This is a genomic window from Clostridium sp. CM041, assembly GCF_055081035.1.
The window spans coordinates 3,262,898-3,281,804 of record NZ_CM143648.1 but is presented as its reverse complement, the minus strand read 5'-3'; the positions used below and the strand labels follow the sequence as shown (position 1 = coordinate 3,281,804).

Here is an 18,907-nt window from a genome sequence, read left to right as displayed (position 1 = left end):
ATTACTTCGCGATGTGAAATCACTTAGCAATATATACTTTTCGTTGTAGCATAATTTAAGAAAAAACTTGTAATTAACAATTCATTAGATTTTTAATCTGTTTTTTTATCACTAGCTACTTCTTGGTGCGCAATTTTAACTTCTTCCTCACTCTTAAGGTTTTTAAAAGCAATGGACATCATAAGCTTTATTCTATTAATTTGATTTACTTCACTTGCACCCGGGTCATAATCTATAGCGGTTATATTAGAGCCTGGATACCTCCGCTTTAATTCTTTAATCATTCCTTTACCTGTTACATGATTTGGAAGACAAGCAAAAGGTTGCATACACACTATGTTTCTTGTTCCACTTTCAATAAGCTCAACCATTTCAGCAGTAAGAAACCATCCTTCACCTGCCTGATTACCTAGTGATAAAATAGGTGATGCTCCTTTCGCTAATTCCTGTATAGTTTTAGGTGCGTGAAATCTTTTACTACTTTCTAAAGCCGATTTCATACATTTTCTGAAACCTTCTATATATCGAATTGCAATATTACTTAGTACTTTATCAGTCCTACTCTTACCCAAATACTTATATTTAAAATCAGCATCATATGCACAGTATAAGAAAAAGTCCGTTAAATCCGGCATAACTGCCTCCCCACCTTCATTTTCAATAACATCTATAATGTTATTGTTAGCTGTAGGATGGAACTTAACTAAAATCTCTCCTACTAGACCTATCTGAGGTTTGGAAATGTTTTTGATCTCTAAATTGTCAAAGTCAGCTACTATAGAAGATATATTATTATTAAACTCGCGACTATTACCTCTTGTCACGGCTTCTTTGCATATTTTCACCCATTTTTCATAAAGTAAATTAGCTGAGCCTAGTATCTTCTCATAAGGTCTAACCTTGTATAGCACCCTCATAAACAAATCTCCGTACACTAAAGCCATTATCGATTTTTTAACCATTGGATATGTGAATTTTAAACCCGGATTTTTCTCAAGACCAGCAGCATTTAAGGATATTACTGGAACCTTTGGAAACCCCGCTTCCTTCAAGGCTTTCCTAAGGAATCCAATATAATTTGTAGCTCTACATCCTCCACAGGTTTGAGAAATTATAACGGAGGTATTATCTATTTCATATCTACCTGATTTTAAAGCAGCAATTATTTGTCCTACTACAATTATTGTTGGATAACAAGCGTCATTATTTACATATTTTAAGCCTTCATCTACAGCTTTAGTATCTACCGAAGGTAAAATTTCTAAATTGTATCCTGATGAATTAAAAGCTTCCTGTACAAATTGAAAATGCACCGGAGACATTTGTGGGCATAAAATCGTGTGATTTTTTCTCATTTCCTTGGTGAAAATAATTCTACTGTTGATTTCCTCAGTTTTACTCGGCAAAGTTCCGTTCTTGTCTCTTTCATCGAGGGCGGCTTTTAAGGATCTAATTCTAATTCTAGCAGCTCCCAAGTTATTTCCCTCATCAATTTTTAAGCTTGTATATATCTTGCCGCTATTTTCTAAAATTTCTCCAACTTGGTCCGTGGTAACTGCATCAAGTCCACACCCAAAAGAATTTAGCTGAATAAGCTCAATATTGGGCTCTTTTGCTACAAAACTCGCCGCTGCGTATAACCTAGAATGATATACCCATTGATCTACTATTTTTAAAGGTCTTTCAACAACACCTAGATGAGCCACAGAATCCTCTGTAAGCACGGGCATATCAAACCCCGTAATTAAACTAGGAATTCCATGATTAATTTCTGGGTCTATATGATAAGGTCTCCCTGCTAAAACAATACCCCTCTTTCCGGTCCTCCTAATATATTGTACGACTTCCGCACCTTTACTTTGAATATCTAATTTTACCTTTTCATTTTCGATCCATGCCTTTTTAACCGCCATAGCAACTTCTCTTTTATCAATTCCAAAACTCGCTAGCTCACCCGCTAATCTATCAATTATTTTTTTCTTATTATCTAAAGAAATAAAAGGATTCAGGAACTTAATATCTCGTTCCTTCAAAATATCCATATTATTTTTTATTACCTCAGGATATGAAGTTACTATAGGACAGTTATAATGATTATCCGCGCCTGATTGCTCCTTTTTTTCATATGGAATACAAGGATAGAATATAGTGTCTACCCCCTTATTTATAAGACTCATTATATGCCCATGTGCTATTTTAGCCGGATAACAAGCAGATTCTGAGGGAATAGTTGCAATTCCCATTTCATATACCTGTTTAGAAGATCTTTGGGATACTTCTACCCTGAATCCTAAATTGGTAAAGAAGGTAAACCAAAACGGATAATTTTCATATATGTTAAGTACTCTTGGAATGCCTATTACACCCCTAAATGCCTCTTCCTTCTTTAATGGAGTATAATCAAATATTCTTTTATACTTATAGTCATAGAGATTAGGAACCTCTTCTTTTTTACTGCTTTTTCCTAATGCTTTTTCACAGCGATTACCAGTTATAAATTGCCTTTCATTATCGAATTTATTAATTGTAAGAACGCATTGATTTGCGCATTGCTTGCATCTACCCATTGAAGTTTCTACATTAAAACTATCCAATTGTTCGAGTGATAACAATGTAGAAATTTGGCTTTTTACTGCTCTTTCCTTTGCAATAAGTGCGGCACCAAATGCACCCATTAGTCCTGCAATATCTGGTCTAACCGCCTCTCGTCCTGAAATAATTTCAAAAGCCCTAAGTACCGAATCGTTATAAAATGTTCCGCCTTGAACTATTATTTTCTTACCCATGTCCTTTGGGTCTCTTATCTTAATAACTTTAAGCAGTGCATTTTTTATTACCGAATAAGAAAGTCCTGATGATATATCCCCTATAGAGGCGCCTTCCTTCTGAGCCTGTTTAACCCTTGAATTCATAAACACAGTACATCTTGAACCTAAGTCCACTGGACTTTTAGCACACAAGGCTACATTTGCAAAATCTGATATTTGCATATCTAAAGAATGAGCAAAAGTTTCTATAAAAGAACCACAACCAGAAGAACATGCTTCATTTAGCATTATACTATCGATTACTCCATCTTTTATTTTTAAACACTTCATATCTTGCCCGCCAATGTCTAATATAAAGTCTACTCCTGGCAAAAAGAATTTTGCTGCCTTGTAATGAGCTATAGTTTCAATTTCTCCAACGTCCACTTTTAATGCAGCCATTATTAGCCTTTCACCATAACCTGTTACCGCTGAATTTTTGATAATTACTTCACTCGGTAAAATAGTGTATATATGTTTTAATATTTTACTAACTACAGTCAATGGATTGCCTTCATTACTTCCATAGTAAGAGTATAAAATTGCGCCTTCCTCATCTATAAGTGTAACTTTGGTAGTTGTAGATCCAGCATCTATTCCCAAAAAACAATTCCCCGCGTAATCCGCTAATTCTTTTCTTACTGCCTTATATTCGCTCTGCCTTTTGTTAAATACTTGTAGCTCTGCATCATCTATAAATAAAGGTCTAAGTCTTCGAACATCGAGGCTCGATACTTCCTTTAACTTTGGAAGCTGCCTCTTTAGTTCTTCAAAAGAAATAATGACCTCATTCTTTGACGACATAGCAGCACCTAGCGCAACAAATAACTGAGAATCCTTAGGAAAAATAACTTGATCATCTGAAAGCTTTAAGGTCTCAATAAACCTTTGTCGTAGTTCAGACAAGAAATATAATGGTCCACCTAAAAATGCAACATTTCCCGTAATCGGTCTACCGCAAGCAAGTCCACTAATAGTTTGATTAACTACTGATTGAAAAACTGACACAGCAATATCTTCTTTTGCAGCACCTTCATTTAATAAGGGTTGAATATCAGTTTTAGCAAAAACTCCGCATCTAGCTGCAATTGGGTATATAGTTTTATACTTCTTCGCAAGTTCATTAAGTCCCGCTGCATCCGTTTGAAGCAGTGATGCCATCTGATCAATAAATGCGCCAGTACCACCAGCGCAAGTACCATTCATTCTTTGGTCTATTCCTCCATCAAAATATATAATCTTTGCATCTTCTCCACCTAGTTCAATAGCCACATTAGTTCTTGGGATAATATTTTCTATAGCATAAGTACTGGCAACTACTTCTTGAATAAATGTGATATTGAGCCATTTAGATAAGGCTAGTCCACCAGACCCCGTTACCACTATAGTTATATCGCATTCACTGAAATCATTATAAGCCTCATATAAAAGCTCGGCTATTGTACTTTTTATATCAGAAAAATGCCTTTGATACTTACTATATATTATTTTTTCTTGATTATTTAACACTACTATTTTAACAGTGGTAGATCCTACATCTAATCCAACATGTAATATTTTTTTCATAATTATCTTCTCTTTCCCCGCAAGTCTGGATTTATTTGTGTTTTTTGACCCTAATATTTTATTATATATGTTAATGCAGTTGGATTCAATCTCCCTTTTTTAAAATAACCTAATATTTTAGTAAATAGCCTATTTATTATATATCTTTATTCTTCAAAAACCGAATTTATTCCCTCTGCTACAGATACTTATAATATTTTTTCTATTAATTACATATCATTATTGATAAAATTTGTAATTATTAATTGCATTTGTATAATATTAAAACATAAGTATATAAAATTATAACTCAATAACCATAATATTTTCAACCTATTTTTTCTTTATTATAGTATGTACATCCCTATCTATTTATTATGGTATTTATATAAGTGGGTGGCTTTCCTTCTGAAATATTGTTAATCATCATCTGCGATGCTGCAATATTAACGACTTCAGAAGGCGTTTTATATTTCTACTTAACTCTTATTTTTATTATAGATGTATATTCCTACTTAAGTAAATGGGTGACCCTTCTGAAATGTTGTTAATCATCATCTGCGATGCTGCAATATTAACGACTTCAGAAGGCGTTTTATATTTCTACTTAACTCTTATTTTTATTATAGTATGTATATTCCTACTTAAGTAAGTGGGTGACCCTTCTGAAATGTCGTTAACAATACATTATCTAACCTCATATACTAAACTATAACTCTCAAGGGGATGATAAAGTGATTAAAGTAGAAATTAATAATATATGCATGAATTATCACTCTTTAACTGCAGAAACTCCTGCTTTAAAGCATATCTCATTTAGTGTAGAAGAAGGTCACTTTTTAAGTATTGTAGGGCCTTCTGGCTGTGGGAAATCTACGCTGTTAAATATAATAGCAGGCTTAATTACTCCGTCATATGGCGAAATAGTAATTAAAAGTCACGATAATAGCTCAAGCCTTTCAAAAATTGGATATATGTTTCAAAAGGATCAATTATTCGACTGGTTAACCATATGGGACAATGTACTTTTGGGTCTCAAAATTAACCACCGTATTACAGATGACAATAAGGAAATGGTAAAAAATATTTTAATAAGCTATGGTCTCTGGGAATTTAGAAATCATCATCCTAGAGAATTATCCGGAGGCATGCGCCAAAGAGTTGCTTTAATTCGCACCCTAGCTTTAAGCCCCGAAGTCCTTCTTTTAGATGAGCCTTTCTCAGCTTTAGACTACCAAACTAGATTAAACATTAGTGATGAAGTTTATGAAATTATAAAAAAAGAAAAAAAGACTACTATAATGGTAACTCATGATATTTCTGAAGCTATCGCTATGTCAGATGAAATTATTATACTTTCAAATCGACCTGCTGTAATCGTTAAAGAGATGAATATTGAATTTGGAGAAGATTTTTCCTGTCCTCTCAAGCGTCGAGAAGCTCCAAATTTCAGAGTTTACTTCAATGAAATTTGGAAGGAGATGAATAGCAATGCTGATTCAAAGTGATGAGCAAAAGAATTATATGAAAAATGTAAAAAGAGAGAAATACACTATTATTTTCACAAGAATAATAATACTAATTGTTTTTTTTAGCCTTTGGGAAATAGCTGGCAGACTTAAATGGATTGATTCCTTTTTAACAAGCACACCGTCAAAAATGTTTAATTCCTTTATACAAATATACAATGAAGGTACACTGCTAACTCATATATCAGTAACATGTTTTGAAACAATAACAGGTTTTTTACTTGGAACCATCTTAGGGGCCTTAATTGCAGTCTTATTGTGGTGGTCCGATTTTGTTTCAAAAGTTTTGGATCCATACTTAATAGTATTAAATGCTTTACCTAAAGTAGCACTTGCACCTATTATTATTTTTTGGGTAGGCAACGGAGTAAAGGCAATAATAGTAATCGCGCTTTTAATATCAATAATTGTAACCATAATTAGTATACTGAGCGGTTTTAGAGAAGTGGATGAAGATAAAATTAAACTTTTAAAAACCTTCGGAGCTTCTAAATACCAAATATTGATTAATCTAATTATTCCTGCATCTATTGGAGCTTTTATTTCTGCACTTAAGATCAATGTAGGCCTCTCATGGGTGGGAGTAATTATGGGTGAGTTCTTAGTGGCTAAAGAAGGTTTAGGATTTTTAATAATCTATGGTGGTCAAGTTTCCCAACTAGATATGGTAATGATGAGCATAGTAATACTTTCTATCTTAGCTTATCTTATGTATGAACTGGTTGCACTTTTCGAAAAAAAAGTGGTTAATAAAAACAAATAAAATTCCACTTAAATGAATACATTTTAAAATCCTTGGACAGTATTTAGAATAACAAGTTTATAATTCTTCGGAGAATTACAAGGAGGATAATAATGGAATACTTTCAAAGAGCTAACGAAGTATACAATACTAAAGATTATAATAGAGCAATAATTCTCTATAAAAAATCCGCAGAAATGAAAGATAATGAGGCTGGTTCACTTTATAATACTGCAGTATGTTTTATTCACTTAAAAAAATACGAAAAGGCAATACCTTTATTGCATGCTGCTATAAGCCTGCGCCGCGAAAGTAAATATTTTTTCAACTTAGCTTACTGCTATGCTATGTGTGTTAACAAGCAAAAATCATTATATTATTTCAATACCGCTTGGTCATTAAATAATGAAGATACAGATTGCGAAAAAGCCATTAATTTATTATTAAAAAGCTATAGAATAGCTCCCTAAAACTTAGGGAGCTATTCTATTACCATTCTCCAGCTATATTCTCTCCTTTATGATCTATATCAAATCTTTTACTATCATAATAATCCCCACCAATTAAAAATGTTGGATCTACATTAATCCAGGTGTTTTCTTCCTCTATATATACTTGATTCCAAGCATGGCTAACCCAATTACTTCCGTTGAATCCTTGGCCTGTTATAATTCTCACCTTTATATTATTAGCTCTGCACATAGCTACATATAGACATGCATAATCAAAACATATACCACTTTTAGAGTTAAAAGTTGGGATGGCACCAGATTTCGCTTCTAAATCGTTATTTAATACTCTATTTGCTTTTTCATCGCTATAAGCTACTTCACTACCTACCCATTTATAAATAACCCTTGCTTTCTCCCTTGTACCACTTTTACCTTCAGCCAGGGTAATTGCAAACTTATTAATTTCATCATTAGACTTAACCCCTTGATCCAGAGTAATACCATTATAATAAATTATACCTTTTGGCTTGTTTTGTAAATTAGGTTCTAAAGTAGAAGCCTCTTTTACTACAATTTTAAAAGAGTTATCTACAACATTCGGAAGCTTTTTTGCAAGCTTTGAATTAGTCAATGGAATAACTACCTCTTTGGATATATAATTATATACTTGTGATTCTTCCAAATACTTATTATATGTATCAGTTATATTAAGAAGTGATAAAAAATTAAATATGAAAGTAATAACAATTACATAACATATTGCTTTAGGCAACTGAAATACTGCACCTATAATTCTATTAAATAAAACACTTTTTTGCCTTACTTTGCGCTCTATGCTATCAAATAGAGGATAAAAAGTAATGTGAGAAATAATACTAATTACAAAATTTATAACACTATAAATTATTAATATCACTATTGGCATTATTAATATATAAATCACTAATGGTTTGCTATTAATAAACCCTATAACATTCATTGGTATACTTTTATATATTTTCTCATACATACCTTCATGGTGCTGAATAAGCACTTTTTTCGTATAATAAATACCTAGACATAAAGAAAGCAAAAAAGATATACTTTGAAAAACTCCCTCAATGCCACCTTTTAAATGCTCCGATGAGAATTTATATATAAACCCTTTAATTATTGGGTATATAAACAATAACAGTAAAATTAAGCTTACGGGCTCTTTAAACACTCCTATCACCGCTTTCATTAACAATATCTTCTGTGCCATTAATTAAATCTTTTAATACTTTTTTAATTTGATCCCACTGGAATCCTCTTCTTAAAAGGTAGTCTCCTAGCTTTTTATATAGCTTTATTTTGTGCAATTCTGACTTGATTAATATGCTGTATCTTTTACTAGCTAACTCGTATAATTTATTATAATCTTCTTGATAATTATCTTCGGAGGGCGCATTATCGCATGATTCCTCTCCTTTGTCATCTTCAGTTATCTTAGCCAAAACCTCTTTAATTATTTCGTAATCATATCCACTGCGAGCTAAATAGTCTGATGTTTTTTTATAAAGTTTTTTTGTATCCTTCTCACTCTTAGATATTGTAACGATCTTTTTTTCACCTAATTTCAAAGCTGTTTCGAGCTGTTGCTCATTAGTTATCTTATTAAGTTCTTCTTTAATTAATTCTTTTGGAAGAGATTTTTTTAATAAAGCAAACTTAATTTTATTTTTACCACTAGACTTGATTTTTTCTTTTATAAATAATTCAACAAAACGCTTATCATCAATAAAATCATACTGCTTTAAAAATTCCAGTACTCTATCTATAGTTTTAGTATCAAATTCCTTTATCGTTAATTTATCAACTACTTGTTTAGCCGATTTATTGCTTCTCTCCAAAAAGTGAAGTGCGCAGGTTTTCCCCTTAATATAATTATCTTCACTAGCTATATCTTCTAAATTCTGTTTGTCCATAACTCTGCCTTTTGTAATATTATGGATATATATAAATTCTGCATCACAAGCAAATGCATATTCGCCATCCATATAGATGTTAACTCTCCGCTTATTTTTTTTTTGTATTTCAATTTTTGTTATAATACTACTCAATTTTACACTCTCTTTTCTGGTAAAAATATGTGAATTGTTGGCTCCTGCAATACTTTTCTTGAAATATTATATAGGTCTTCACTTTTAATATTCTCCATGTTATCCATATCATCAGTAAACTGATATATATCTTCATCGTCCATAGCTTGATGTATTACATAACTTCCAAGGTCTGTTGAGTCCTCTAAGGTTGAAGCTATAGCAGTTTTCATTATTTTTTTCATCAATGCAATCGTATTATCGTCAAAAACTATTTTTTCACTTTTGATATCTTTAATAGCGGTATCTATTACATCGATTGCTTCATCTACATTTTCTTCTGACACCGATGTATAAATATATAATATTTTAACGTTATTTGAAGTATCTAAATGAGTGTAAACATCATATGACAATCCTCTTTCTTCTCGAAGTTCTCTAAATAATATAGAATTAGAACTTTCTCCAAATTTATAGTTTAATATTCTAAGTGCTAATTCCTCATCTTTAGATAGTCCATTAAAGGTATATAAATACAGTATAGTGCATTGCTCAATTTCTTTTTTATATGAGACTTTTTTTATAGACTTGTGATGTTCAAAAGTTATTTGTTTCTTTTCAAATTCCCTCTTTATCCAATCACCAAAATATTTGTTAACCATGTTTATTATATCCTCATGTTCAAACGACGATACAATAGATATGAAGCAATTATTAGGCAAATAATATTTGTTATAAAAATCAACAAGTTGCTTTCTTGTAACTTTTTTTATAATATTTTCACTACCAATAGTATCTTCTCTAAGTGGACTATATTTAAAAGCAATTTCATTAATTCTCTTAAAGCTTAAATCTTCAATGTCATCATTAATAGTTCTAATTTCAGCGAGTATTACACCCCTTTCCTTTTCAATTTCATCAATTGGAAAGGTTGAATTTAATAGCATATCTCCGAGAAGTGTTAACGAGTTCTCTAATTCTTCATTTAAAATTGTCGCAGTATATACTGTACAATTAAAATCCGTGTATGCATTATATTCCCCACCTAAATTTTCTAGATTGCTGTTTAGTTCTTCGTTAGTTCTACCCTCAGTTCCTTTAAAAAGCATATGTTCTATAAAATGTGCTATTCCCTTTTCATTTTTTTCTTCAAAAAGAGAACCTATATTTACTCCAACATGAACTGCTGAAATTTGACTATCCTTTTTAATAGTAATAAGTTTAATACCATTACTTAATTGTGTTTGTTTTGTATTAAAAATTTCTTTACTCATCATATTCTCCTTTAACCAAAAACTATGTTATTAAATCATCACCTGCGACTCTGTAATACTAACTTCAAAAAACAAATTCATATATATTTTAACTATATCATACTTTTAACTATTTTAGACCATAATTTCAACGTATTTAAAACTAGAATTAATTCTCTACAACCTCAAAAAATCGGTAAGTTGTATAATGAAATGACCGAAGAGTAACAAAAAAATAAAGACTCAAGAGAAATACTCTTGTATAATGTTAAGTGACTAAACCAACATATACGGGAGGATTTCAAATGAGTCAATTAGATTTTATCACACAGAGCAGAAAAGGTAAACACATAACATACGAGGAACGCATAAAGTTAGAAGCTTTACACAAAATGGGACTTAATTCAACTCGTATTGCGGAGCAAATAGGTGGGCGCTCAGAACGTACAATAAGGCGTGAAATTGCTAAAGGAATTGTAGAACTATTGAATAGTGACTTAACCACTCGAATGGAATATAGCGCAGAAATTGGGCAGTCAGAGCATGACAAACAAGGTGCCGCTAAAGGTCCTGCATTAAAAATAGGAAAAGATCACAAATTGGTGAGGTACTTAGAAAAAGCTATTGGTATAGATGGCGAATCTCCGTATGCAGCTATTCAAAATATCACAAATAAAAATCTACAATTTGAAACAACTATTTGCTTCAAAACTGTGTATAACTATTTGGATAATAATTTGTTTTTAAATATAAGTAACAAAGATCTGCCTGTTAAAAAGAATGCTAAAAAGAGAAACTATAAAAAAATAAGATCAGCGTATAACAATACCAAAGGAACTAGCATATCGGAGAGACCTGCAGCGGTAGCTGCACGTGATGAGATAGGCCATTGGGAAATGGACACTGTAGTTGGCAAACAGGGTACAAAAACTGTCTTAATGGTGTTAAGTGAAAGAGTAACTCGTAAGGAGTTAGTCTTTAAAATACCATCTAAATCACAGGCGGCTGTCGTGAAAGAATTGGACAAATTGGAGCGTAAAATGGGAATGTTATTCTCAAAAACATTTAAAACAATCACCTGTGATAACGGCTGTGAGAACCTTGATTTCGAGGGTATTGAGAACTCAGTAAGAAATAAACGAAAGAGAACTAAAGTGTATTATGCTCACCCATATAGTTCATGGGAGCGAGGCACAAACGAAAATATCAATAAAATGATACGACGATTTATCCCAAAAGGTGTGGATATTTCAGCATTCTCTAAAAAACAAATTATGCAAATACAGCACTGGATCAACAATTATCCAAGAAGGATTTTCAACGGTTTATCTTCCAATATGATGGAACAGAAAACCATTACAACTTAACATTATATTTTTCGTGAAAATTTCGGACATTTTATATTGCAATCTACACAACCTCAAAAAATCTGAAAGCCCTATTGACTAATTGCGAAATATGGAGTAAAATAAAGATTCGAGTCAAATACTCATAGACAGTTCGTAACCATCCTGTCTTAAAATAAAACTACGGAGGCACAAAAATGAATATTAAATTAAATGAAGGAACTATGTCTGTAAAAATAAGAAAGATCGTTTTTGCAGCAATGGTGGCTGCTATTTATGTAGCCTTAACTCTGAGCTTATCGTTTTTCAGCTTTGGAGTTATTCAATATCGTATCGCTGAAGGACTTACTATTTTACCTTATTTTGCATCCTTTTCTATTCCTGGGCTGCTAATTGGTTGTATAGTTTCTAATATTATAAGTCCACTAGGTATTATGGATATGGTTTTCGGTTCCCTTGCAACGCTTATAGCTGCGATTTCAACTTACTATATTGGTAAAAGCAAACTTAAATTCAAAAGAATACTTGCTCCATTACCGGCTGTAGTAGTTAATGCCATTATTATAGGCATACTGTTAAAGCTTTTATATGTTAATGACATGCCCCTTATAGTTTGTATGCTGCAAGTTGCATGGGGAGAATTAGTCTGCTGTTATGGAATTGGATTGCCTCTTATTTATGTTATTGAGAAGAACTCAACTTTGAGGAATTTTTTTAAATAATTATAAAAAAGCAATTTGAATTTGCTTTTTTGATTTAATATTTATTATTTTGTATATATTTTTGTAATAATAAGATGTATTTGATACTTTATGAAAAGAAAGAGGAATTTTAATGAACAAAATTGACAAACTTAAATTTGATGAACTAGGACTAAGCGAATCCGTACTCCACTCTATACAAGATCTTAAATTTGAATATCCATCTGATATTCAAGCAAAAGCTATTCCAGTTGTACTAGATGGCTTTGATATTATAGGTCAAGCTCAAACAGGAACTGGTAAAACATTAGCCTTTGGTGCACCTATTTTAAGCCTAATGGAAAGACCAAATGGAAAAGTTCAAGCAATAATAATGTCTCCAACAAGAGAACTTGCTGTCCAAGTTGCTGAAGAACTTTCACGTATTGCAAAACATGAAAGAATTAAAATATTACCAATCTATGGTGGCCAATCTATCGATAGACAAATATCCGCTTTAAAAAGAGGAGTAGATATTGTAGTTGGAACTCCAGGCAGATTATTAGATCATATTAGAAAAGGCACTTTAAAACTCGCTAATGCTAAGTATCTTGTTTTAGATGAAGCTGACGAAATGTTAAACATGGGCTTTATTGAAGATATCGAAAGCATTATAAGTAATTTAAGTGAAGATAGACAGACTTTACTTTTCTCAGCTACTATGCCAAGAGCTATTAAAATATTGTCAAAAAAATATATGCATCCTGAAACAAAGCTTATTGCAATAGAAAAGAAATCTTTGACTGTTTCTAAGATTGAACAATATTATTATGAAGTAAACCCAAAAAATAAATTTGAATCATTATGTAGAATTCTTGACGTTGATGCTCCTAAAACTTGTATACTATTCTGTAAAACTAAGAAGGGTGTAGATGAATTAGTTGATGCATTACAACCTAGAGGTTATACAGTAGAAGGTATGCACGGAGACATGAAACAAAGTCAAAGAATGAATACTCTTAAAAAATTCAAAGATGGTAATCTGAATTTCTTAATTGCAACAGATGTAGCTGCAAGAGGAATTGACGTTGAAAATGTTACGCATGTAATAAACTATGATTTACCACAAGATAGCGAATCATATATACATAGAATTGGTAGAACAGGTAGAGCTGGTAAAGAAGGCACAGCTTATAGTCTTATTACAAGACGAGAAGCATCTGCTATAAGACAAATTGAACGTGATACTAAAAGTATCATCGCTAAAAAAACTGTACCTACTATAACAGATATATTCGCTGCAAAATCAGAAACTATTTTAGATTCTATAAAATTAGTTCTAAAAGAAAATTTATATGAAAACTTTCTTCCACTAGGACAAAATCTTATAAAAGAATTTGGTGATGAAGATGTAGCTGCTTCCCTAATCAAAATTATTTTTGATAAAGAAGTTAACTATAACTATGCAGATGATGCTACAACTACAACTACAGATAATGTTAGACTATTCTTATCTATAGGAAGAATGGATGAAGTTATGACTAAAGATATTATATCCTTCCTATGCGAGACTGCTAACATTAATAAAAATGAACTTGGCCGTATTGATATTTTAGATAAATTTTCTTTCTTAGATGTTCCTGCGAACTTAGTAGATTCTATTTTAAACAATAGTTCAGGTAAGAAATTAAATAGTAGAAAAGTAAATATTGAAGTAGCTAAATCTAGAAGATAGATTTGTTAAATCAAAAGAGCACTTATTAATAAGTGCTCTTTTTTCGCGTATTTTTATTTGCTTTTAAAGATATTTCAGCTCCGCAGGCGATGATTTGATTATTTTATCGTCTCTTTTAACATACAATATAAATGGGGTGATAATAATGAATAAATTTAAAAAACTTATTTACACATTGATTTTTATCTTGTTAATTGAGATTTCGCTAATATATGTGATTTATAAATAAGTACACTTCTTATTTTTCTCTTATAATATAGTTGCTTTGTATATTTCTTCAAAAGCACATAGTTTTTGCACAATCCCACTGCTCTTTATATGTCTGGGAGCTAAAATTGTATACATTGTTGTGCTGTAATCTGGATTTTCCTCTTCCTCATCAATTAAAAAATCTATATTTTTAACTTTTATGCCCATACCATCAAAGTACTGTTCTAATTTTTCCACCATGTTCTTCTTGTTAACGTATTGAATTTCTATTTTAAGAATATTAATGTTTTTAAATAACTTAGCTTCAAAAGTCTTAAGAAATACTAATACTATAAAAACAAATATAGTTGATAATATGCTTAAAGTGTAATAACCTTGACCAACTGCAAGTCCAATACATGCCACAGTCCATAAACTTGCTGCAGTAGTAAGTCCTTTTACTGATCCCTTCTCATGTATAATAGTCCCCGCCCCTAAGAATCCTACTCCCGATATAACTTGCGCCCCAAGTCTTCCAATATCTGCTTTCATGACATTTTGGAGTTCTGGATGCTGCAGTATCATATTAGTTGTTTCTTGAATTGAATATAATTGTATCATTGAGGTAACTGCCGCGCCTAGACATACTAATATATGAGTTCTAAAACCAGCTGGTCTATTCTTATATTCTCTCTCATATCCAATTAAGCCACCGACTAAAACTGCAAGCGCAAGCCTTATTGCTACTTCATATACTAACATGTATATACCTCCAACAAATAGGTTGCTTTTCTTTAAAGTAAATACTTTAGTTTAATTTAAATACTTTAATTCAATACCAATTGACTTTAACCATGTTCTAACAAAATCTTCTATGCATTTATCTTCATATTCATACCATCCATCAGTTGCATTTGGTTTATCCATTAGAATATGTTTAAAACTTTTTATAGGTTCTTCACTTATTAGTGCCTTTTTTAATTCTAGTTTTAAATCTGAATTACTAATTATACTATTAACATATTTTTTCATTGCACTTATATAAAAGTCTTCATCTATTAGAGGAGTTCTTAAATATCTATTAACATCATCTTCGCTAATAAGTATAGCGGTGATGACAAATTCTTTTAACCACTTATCAAATGTATCTTCTTTTAAAGTTCCATTTTCTAATGCTACACTTACTTCTGTAGGAATATATATAACCTCACCAGTAGTTGTGTCTAGAAAGCTTTTCCCTAAATTGTCATCAACATGCGAAATTGTCTCTATAAGTGCCTCCATATTAATTTCTACTAAATTCAAAATTTCACCCCCTCCAGTTACTACAATAATTTTTAATATCTAAAAAAATTATAATATTTATAGTAAAAACCCAATAAACCTTACCGATTTATTGGGTTATTGGTCTACTATTTATTCCTCAAAAGATGAATCATATTCTTCTAAAACCCTTTCAAATTCTTCTTCATCTTCTACTGCATTATATTGCTCTTTACCATCTACCATTTCTATTTTATAGACAAAAGCATCATCTTCTTCTCCTATAGGAGCTAATAAAGCATATTTATTTTCATCTAATTCAATAATTTCGATTAATTCAAAATCAACCTTTTCTCCATCTTCATCTAGCATTGTTATAATTTTATTTTCTTCCATGTCTATTCTCCTTTCAACCTTAATAACCACATTATACCGTTAATCTAGCTATACTGTCTATATAAAAATATAGATTTAATAACATTTCAAAAGGAAATTATCCTACATTATACCTTAAACATATCAAACATCAGTTTATTTACTATATCCGGAAATTCCTCTTATAGAAACTTCTCCTGAAACAATATGTTCTACTATACCTTTGTAATTTTCAATTACCAATTCTCCTTGATCACTTATATCTATTGCCCTAGCTGTTGTTACTTTTCCTCTATTAAATAATTGGATCTCTTTACCTATAAGCATGGAATTTCTTCTACAAATCTGTATAGTTTCTTCTATATTTCCATTTTGGATAAAATCACTATATAGCTCCTCAAAAATATTTAATATGTTGGCAAGCAAAAGCTTCCTCTCCATATATTTGCCACTCACAAGCTTTATAGATGTAGCCACATCTTTTAGATCAATTGGTATATCTTCTTTTTCCAAATTTACATTTATACCAATTCCCATAACTAGATAATTAATATGATCTACTTCCCCACTCATTTCCGTTAATATACCACATACTTTTTTACCATTAAGTACTATATCGTTAGGCCACTTAATACTAGTTTTAATTCCCATTTTCATAATAGCTTTTTGAACAGCTGCTGCCCCAAGTAGGGTTATTTGTGATATATTTTGTGTATTAATATTTGGTCTAAGTATTATGGACATCCATATGCCCTTATGCTTTGGAGATACCCAATTTCGCCCGAGCCTTCCACGTCCTAATGTTTGTTCTTCACTTATTATAACTGTGCCGTGATCTTGCTTTGTCTCCGCAAGCTCTTTAGCTTTAGAGTTAGTTGACCCTATAGAATCGTAGTGAATAATATTTCTACCTATGTATTTTGTACTTAAAAAATTTTTAATTTCCTCAAATGTAAGTATATCCGGTGACGAAATTATTCTATAACCCTTTCTTGAAATTGATTCAATTTCGTAGCCATCCTCTTTAATTATATTTATATGTTTCCAAATAGCTGCACGGCTAACGCCTAAATCTTCACTAATTTTTTGACCAGACACAAAATTATTTCCACTTTCCTTAAGTAGCCTAATGATTTTTTCCTTCATAACACCCACACCCTTTTTGTTTTACCGAATTCTGAGGAAAATCGTTTTATAGTCTTCTGTATTCCTCTTGCCTATACCTATATTTGCCTTTCAGTACAAGGTCAATGTCTCCCACTAACTGATTCCTGTCTTGTGGCAATGTACCAGAAAGTGCCATATAATTTGAAGCATGATTGCTTCTGAAAACACAGTTAGTAACTTCTACATTTTTAAGGAACTCTCTCATCTCATACATTATTTGTTCTGGAGTTAATATATGAAAAGTCCCGTTCTGTACATCCTCATATATAGGGGTTCCACTCTCTAACATTAAAGTTAAAAATCCTACATAATCTGGGTTTATATCACTTATAAGTTTAGCCGATTCTATTGCATGTTCACTTATTTTTTCTGTGCCACCTATTCCTGAAATCAATGTAGTGGATAACTTTATTCCACTTTCTTTAACCTTGCGGCCTGCAATAATCATTTTCTCAGCAGTTACGCCCTTATTTATACTTTTTAATATTTCATTACTTCCAGATTCAACACCTAGATACACAATCCCAACGCCAAGATCCTTAAGCTGTCTAAGCTCATCTAAAGATTTTCTTAAAATATCACTAGGAGCTGCATAAATTCCCACTCTTTCACACTGAGGAAACAATTCTCTTATTTTTAATAAAATCAATTTCAATTTATTAGTTTCAATAACTAAAGCATCTCCATCTGCTAAAAATATCTTTTTAACTACCCCGTAGGTTGATTTAGCATGCTGTAAATCTGCCATAATATCTACTAAATCCCGTATTCTAAACTTCTTATCTTTGTACATATTGCAAAAGCTGCACGCATTATGTGAACATCCGATTGTAACTTGCAGTATAAGACTGTAGGCCTCACTTGGTGGTCTGTAAACTGTTCCTTCATACCTCACTATAATCATCTCCAAACTTCGTAAATTCAATGAATTTTATTTGTTGCATACTTTATTAGTATATCATAGGTTTTTCCATAAAAATAAATCCTTTTTATACTATACTCATTAAACTCACAAAGTAATTTAGTGCTATCAATCTATGTAAATTATTTGGAGCGTAATAAATACTCTTCACAAGTGCGAATAAAAGATTTAATATTTTCTTTCTCCTCTTTAACTTTATCCTCACTGATTTCCCCTCTACCAAGTCTATCACACTGTGATAATAAGGCAATTTCTTTAAAAGATATTTCTTGAGACATGTTTTTCATATCCCCAAAAGGTGATTTTTTGTTTACAAAAAGAGTTTGCATATGCCATCTAACTAAAGCTGAAACTTGATTAATTAATTCGACCTCATCTGTAAGCGCTTCAAGAAATTTTATGCTAAGATCTTCACCAACCTTGTCATGGTCATAAGACGTTATTTTTCCTTTCCTGATTTTTGTAGTAGGTGCTTTCCCTAAATCATGTAATAATGCCCCCCACATAAACGCTCTAGGACATTCACTTTTCTCCTTTACTTTTGCTGCATTATCCACGACTAACATTGTGTGAATCCATACATTTCCTTCTGGGTGATACTGTGGAGATTGGGGAATATCTACTAAACGACTTAACAATGTATATGGATATTCATTAAAGATGATCTTATTATTTATTATTTTATCGAAATATATAGACGGCTTATCATCTTCCATTAAATGCCTCTCAAATTCTTCAAACATTTTTATCATATATTAAGTCCTTTCTATCTATTATTGATATTTTTTTATTTACATCACATTTTGTTATTATAACAAAAAGAGCAAGCTAACCTTTATTTA

The 18,907-nt window shown here is 31.5% G+C and carries 16 protein-coding genes; 6 read left to right on the top strand and 10 right to left on the bottom strand.

Translation table 11 applies throughout. From position 1 onward, the window contains the following. Window positions 1-92: 92 nt before the first annotated feature. The gene (locus tag ACWJJT_RS15475; protein ID WP_462955334.1) at window positions 93-4,373 is read right to left on the bottom strand and encodes an acyl-CoA dehydratase activase-related protein; all 4,281 of its coding nucleotides are present in this window, start codon (window positions 4,371-4,373) and stop codon (window positions 93-95) included. A gap of 743 nt (window positions 4,374-5,116) precedes the next feature. Here ACWJJT_RS15475 and ACWJJT_RS15470 point away from each other — a divergent pair. From ACWJJT_RS15470 to ACWJJT_RS15460, 3 genes are all read left to right on the top strand, one after another. Beyond that, a complete protein-coding gene (locus ACWJJT_RS15470; RefSeq protein ID WP_462956797.1) occupies window positions 5,117-5,860 on the top strand; it encodes an ABC transporter ATP-binding protein in 744 nt (247 codons plus the stop codon). After that, window positions 5,844-6,644, top strand: a complete 801-nt coding sequence (locus ACWJJT_RS15465; RefSeq protein ID WP_462955333.1) for an ABC transporter permease — start codon at window positions 5,844-5,846, stop codon at window positions 6,642-6,644. The genes ACWJJT_RS15470 and ACWJJT_RS15465 overlap by 17 nt, the downstream gene beginning before the upstream one ends. A 92-nt stretch (window positions 6,645-6,736) precedes the next feature. Further along, on the top strand, window positions 6,737-7,093 hold the full coding sequence (locus ACWJJT_RS15460; RefSeq protein WP_462955332.1) for a tetratricopeptide repeat protein: 357 nt from the start codon (window positions 6,737-6,739) through the stop codon (window positions 7,091-7,093). Between the two features lie 19 nt (window positions 7,094-7,112). Here the strand turns inward: ACWJJT_RS15460 and ACWJJT_RS15455 are convergent, their stop codons facing one another. From ACWJJT_RS15455 to ACWJJT_RS15445, 3 genes are read right to left on the bottom strand one after another with little or no spacing between them, the layout of a single operon-like run. Beyond that, on the bottom strand, window positions 7,113-8,297 hold the full coding sequence (locus tag ACWJJT_RS15455; protein ID WP_462955331.1) for a transglutaminase domain-containing protein: 1,185 nt from the start codon (window positions 8,295-8,297) through the stop codon (window positions 7,113-7,115). After that, complete coding sequence (gene recX / locus ACWJJT_RS15450) at window positions 8,272-9,156, bottom strand: recombination regulator RecX (protein ID WP_462955330.1); 885 nt, start codon at window positions 9,154-9,156, stop codon at window positions 8,272-8,274. Before recX ends, ACWJJT_RS15455 begins: the two co-directional genes overlap by 26 nt. A 2-nt stretch (window positions 9,157-9,158) precedes the next feature. Then, a complete protein-coding gene (locus tag ACWJJT_RS15445) occupies window positions 9,159-10,409 on the bottom strand; it encodes a M16 family metallopeptidase (RefSeq protein ID WP_462955329.1) in 1,251 nt (416 codons plus the stop codon). Between the two features lie 284 nt (window positions 10,410-10,693). Here ACWJJT_RS15445 and ACWJJT_RS15440 point away from each other — a divergent pair, with 284 nt between their 5' ends. From ACWJJT_RS15440 to ACWJJT_RS15430, 3 genes are all read left to right on the top strand, one after another. Further along, on the top strand, window positions 10,694-11,755 hold the full coding sequence (locus ACWJJT_RS15440; protein ID WP_462955328.1) for an IS30 family transposase: 1,062 nt from the start codon (window positions 10,694-10,696) through the stop codon (window positions 11,753-11,755). 176 nt (window positions 11,756-11,931) lie between these two features. Beyond that, the gene (locus ACWJJT_RS15435) at window positions 11,932-12,456 is read left to right on the top strand and encodes a QueT transporter family protein (protein WP_462955327.1); all 525 of its coding nucleotides are present in this window, start codon (window positions 11,932-11,934) and stop codon (window positions 12,454-12,456) included. 121 nt (window positions 12,457-12,577) lie between these two features. Beyond that, on the top strand, window positions 12,578-14,149 hold the full coding sequence (locus tag ACWJJT_RS15430; RefSeq protein WP_462956796.1) for a DEAD/DEAH box helicase: 1,572 nt from the start codon (window positions 12,578-12,580) through the stop codon (window positions 14,147-14,149). A 249-nt stretch (window positions 14,150-14,398) separates the two neighbouring features. On the opposite strand, the gene ACWJJT_RS15425 is transcribed toward ACWJJT_RS15430, so the two are convergent. The 6 genes from ACWJJT_RS15425 to ACWJJT_RS15400 all read right to left on the bottom strand — a co-directional run bounded on the left by ACWJJT_RS15425 (window position 14,399) and on the right by ACWJJT_RS15400 (window position 18,817). Then, window positions 14,399-15,100: an MgtC/SapB family protein gene (locus ACWJJT_RS15425; RefSeq protein WP_462955326.1), complete on the bottom strand. Its 702-nt coding sequence runs from the start codon at window positions 15,098-15,100 to the stop codon at window positions 14,399-14,401. Between the two features lie 51 nt (window positions 15,101-15,151). Continuing rightward, window positions 15,152-15,643, bottom strand: coding sequence for a UPF0158 family protein (locus tag ACWJJT_RS15420; protein WP_462955325.1), 492 nt, complete (start codon window positions 15,641-15,643; stop codon window positions 15,152-15,154). A 111-nt stretch (window positions 15,644-15,754) separates the two neighbouring features. Continuing rightward, window positions 15,755-15,997 carry a DUF1292 domain-containing protein gene (locus tag ACWJJT_RS15415; protein WP_462955324.1) on the bottom strand — a complete coding sequence of 81 codons (243 nt, stop codon included), beginning with the start codon at window positions 15,995-15,997 and terminating at the stop codon, window positions 15,755-15,757. 135 nt (window positions 15,998-16,132) lie between these two features. Further along, complete coding sequence (locus ACWJJT_RS15410) at window positions 16,133-17,122, bottom strand: biotin--[acetyl-CoA-carboxylase] ligase (RefSeq protein WP_462955323.1); 990 nt, start codon at window positions 17,120-17,122, stop codon at window positions 16,133-16,135. A gap of 46 nt (window positions 17,123-17,168) precedes the next feature. Further along, on the bottom strand, window positions 17,169-18,038 hold the full coding sequence (locus ACWJJT_RS15405) for a radical SAM protein (protein ID WP_462955322.1): 870 nt from the start codon (window positions 18,036-18,038) through the stop codon (window positions 17,169-17,171). Between the two features lie 149 nt (window positions 18,039-18,187). Then, complete coding sequence (locus ACWJJT_RS15400; protein ID WP_462955321.1) at window positions 18,188-18,817, bottom strand: HD domain-containing protein; 630 nt, start codon at window positions 18,815-18,817, stop codon at window positions 18,188-18,190. Window positions 18,818-18,907: the final 90 nt, after the last annotated feature.

Coding starts and splice junctions, on each gene's coding strand:
- ACWJJT_RS15475 (WP_462955334.1), bottom strand. CDS start 4,373: ATGAAAAAAATATTACATGTTGGATTAGATGTAGGATCTACCACTGTT.
- ACWJJT_RS15470 (WP_462956797.1), top strand. CDS start 5,117: ATGAATTATCACTCTTTAACTGCAGAAACTCCTGCTTTAAAGCATATC.
- ACWJJT_RS15465 (WP_462955333.1), top strand. CDS start 5,844: ATGCTGATTCAAAGTGATGAGCAAAAGAATTATATGAAAAATGTAAAA.
- ACWJJT_RS15460 (WP_462955332.1), top strand. CDS start 6,737: ATGGAATACTTTCAAAGAGCTAACGAAGTATACAATACTAAAGATTAT.
- ACWJJT_RS15455 (WP_462955331.1), bottom strand. CDS start 8,297: ATGAAAGCGGTGATAGGAGTGTTTAAAGAGCCCGTAAGCTTAATTTTA.
- ACWJJT_RS15445 (WP_462955329.1), bottom strand. CDS start 10,409: ATGAGTAAAGAAATTTTTAATACAAAACAAACACAATTAAGTAATGGT.
- ACWJJT_RS15440 (WP_462955328.1), top strand. CDS start 10,694: ATGAGTCAATTAGATTTTATCACACAGAGCAGAAAAGGTAAACACATA.
- ACWJJT_RS15435 (WP_462955327.1), top strand. CDS start 11,932: ATGAATATTAAATTAAATGAAGGAACTATGTCTGTAAAAATAAGAAAG.
- ACWJJT_RS15425 (WP_462955326.1), bottom strand. CDS start 15,100: ATGTTAGTATATGAAGTAGCAATAAGGCTTGCGCTTGCAGTTTTAGTC.
- ACWJJT_RS15415 (WP_462955324.1), bottom strand. CDS start 15,997: ATGGAAGAAAATAAAATTATAACAATGCTAGATGAAGATGGAGAAAAG.
- ACWJJT_RS15410 (WP_462955323.1), bottom strand. CDS start 17,122: ATGAAGGAAAAAATCATTAGGCTACTTAAGGAAAGTGGAAATAATTTT.
- ACWJJT_RS15400 (WP_462955321.1), bottom strand. CDS start 18,817: ATGATAAAAATGTTTGAAGAATTTGAGAGGCATTTAATGGAAGATGAT.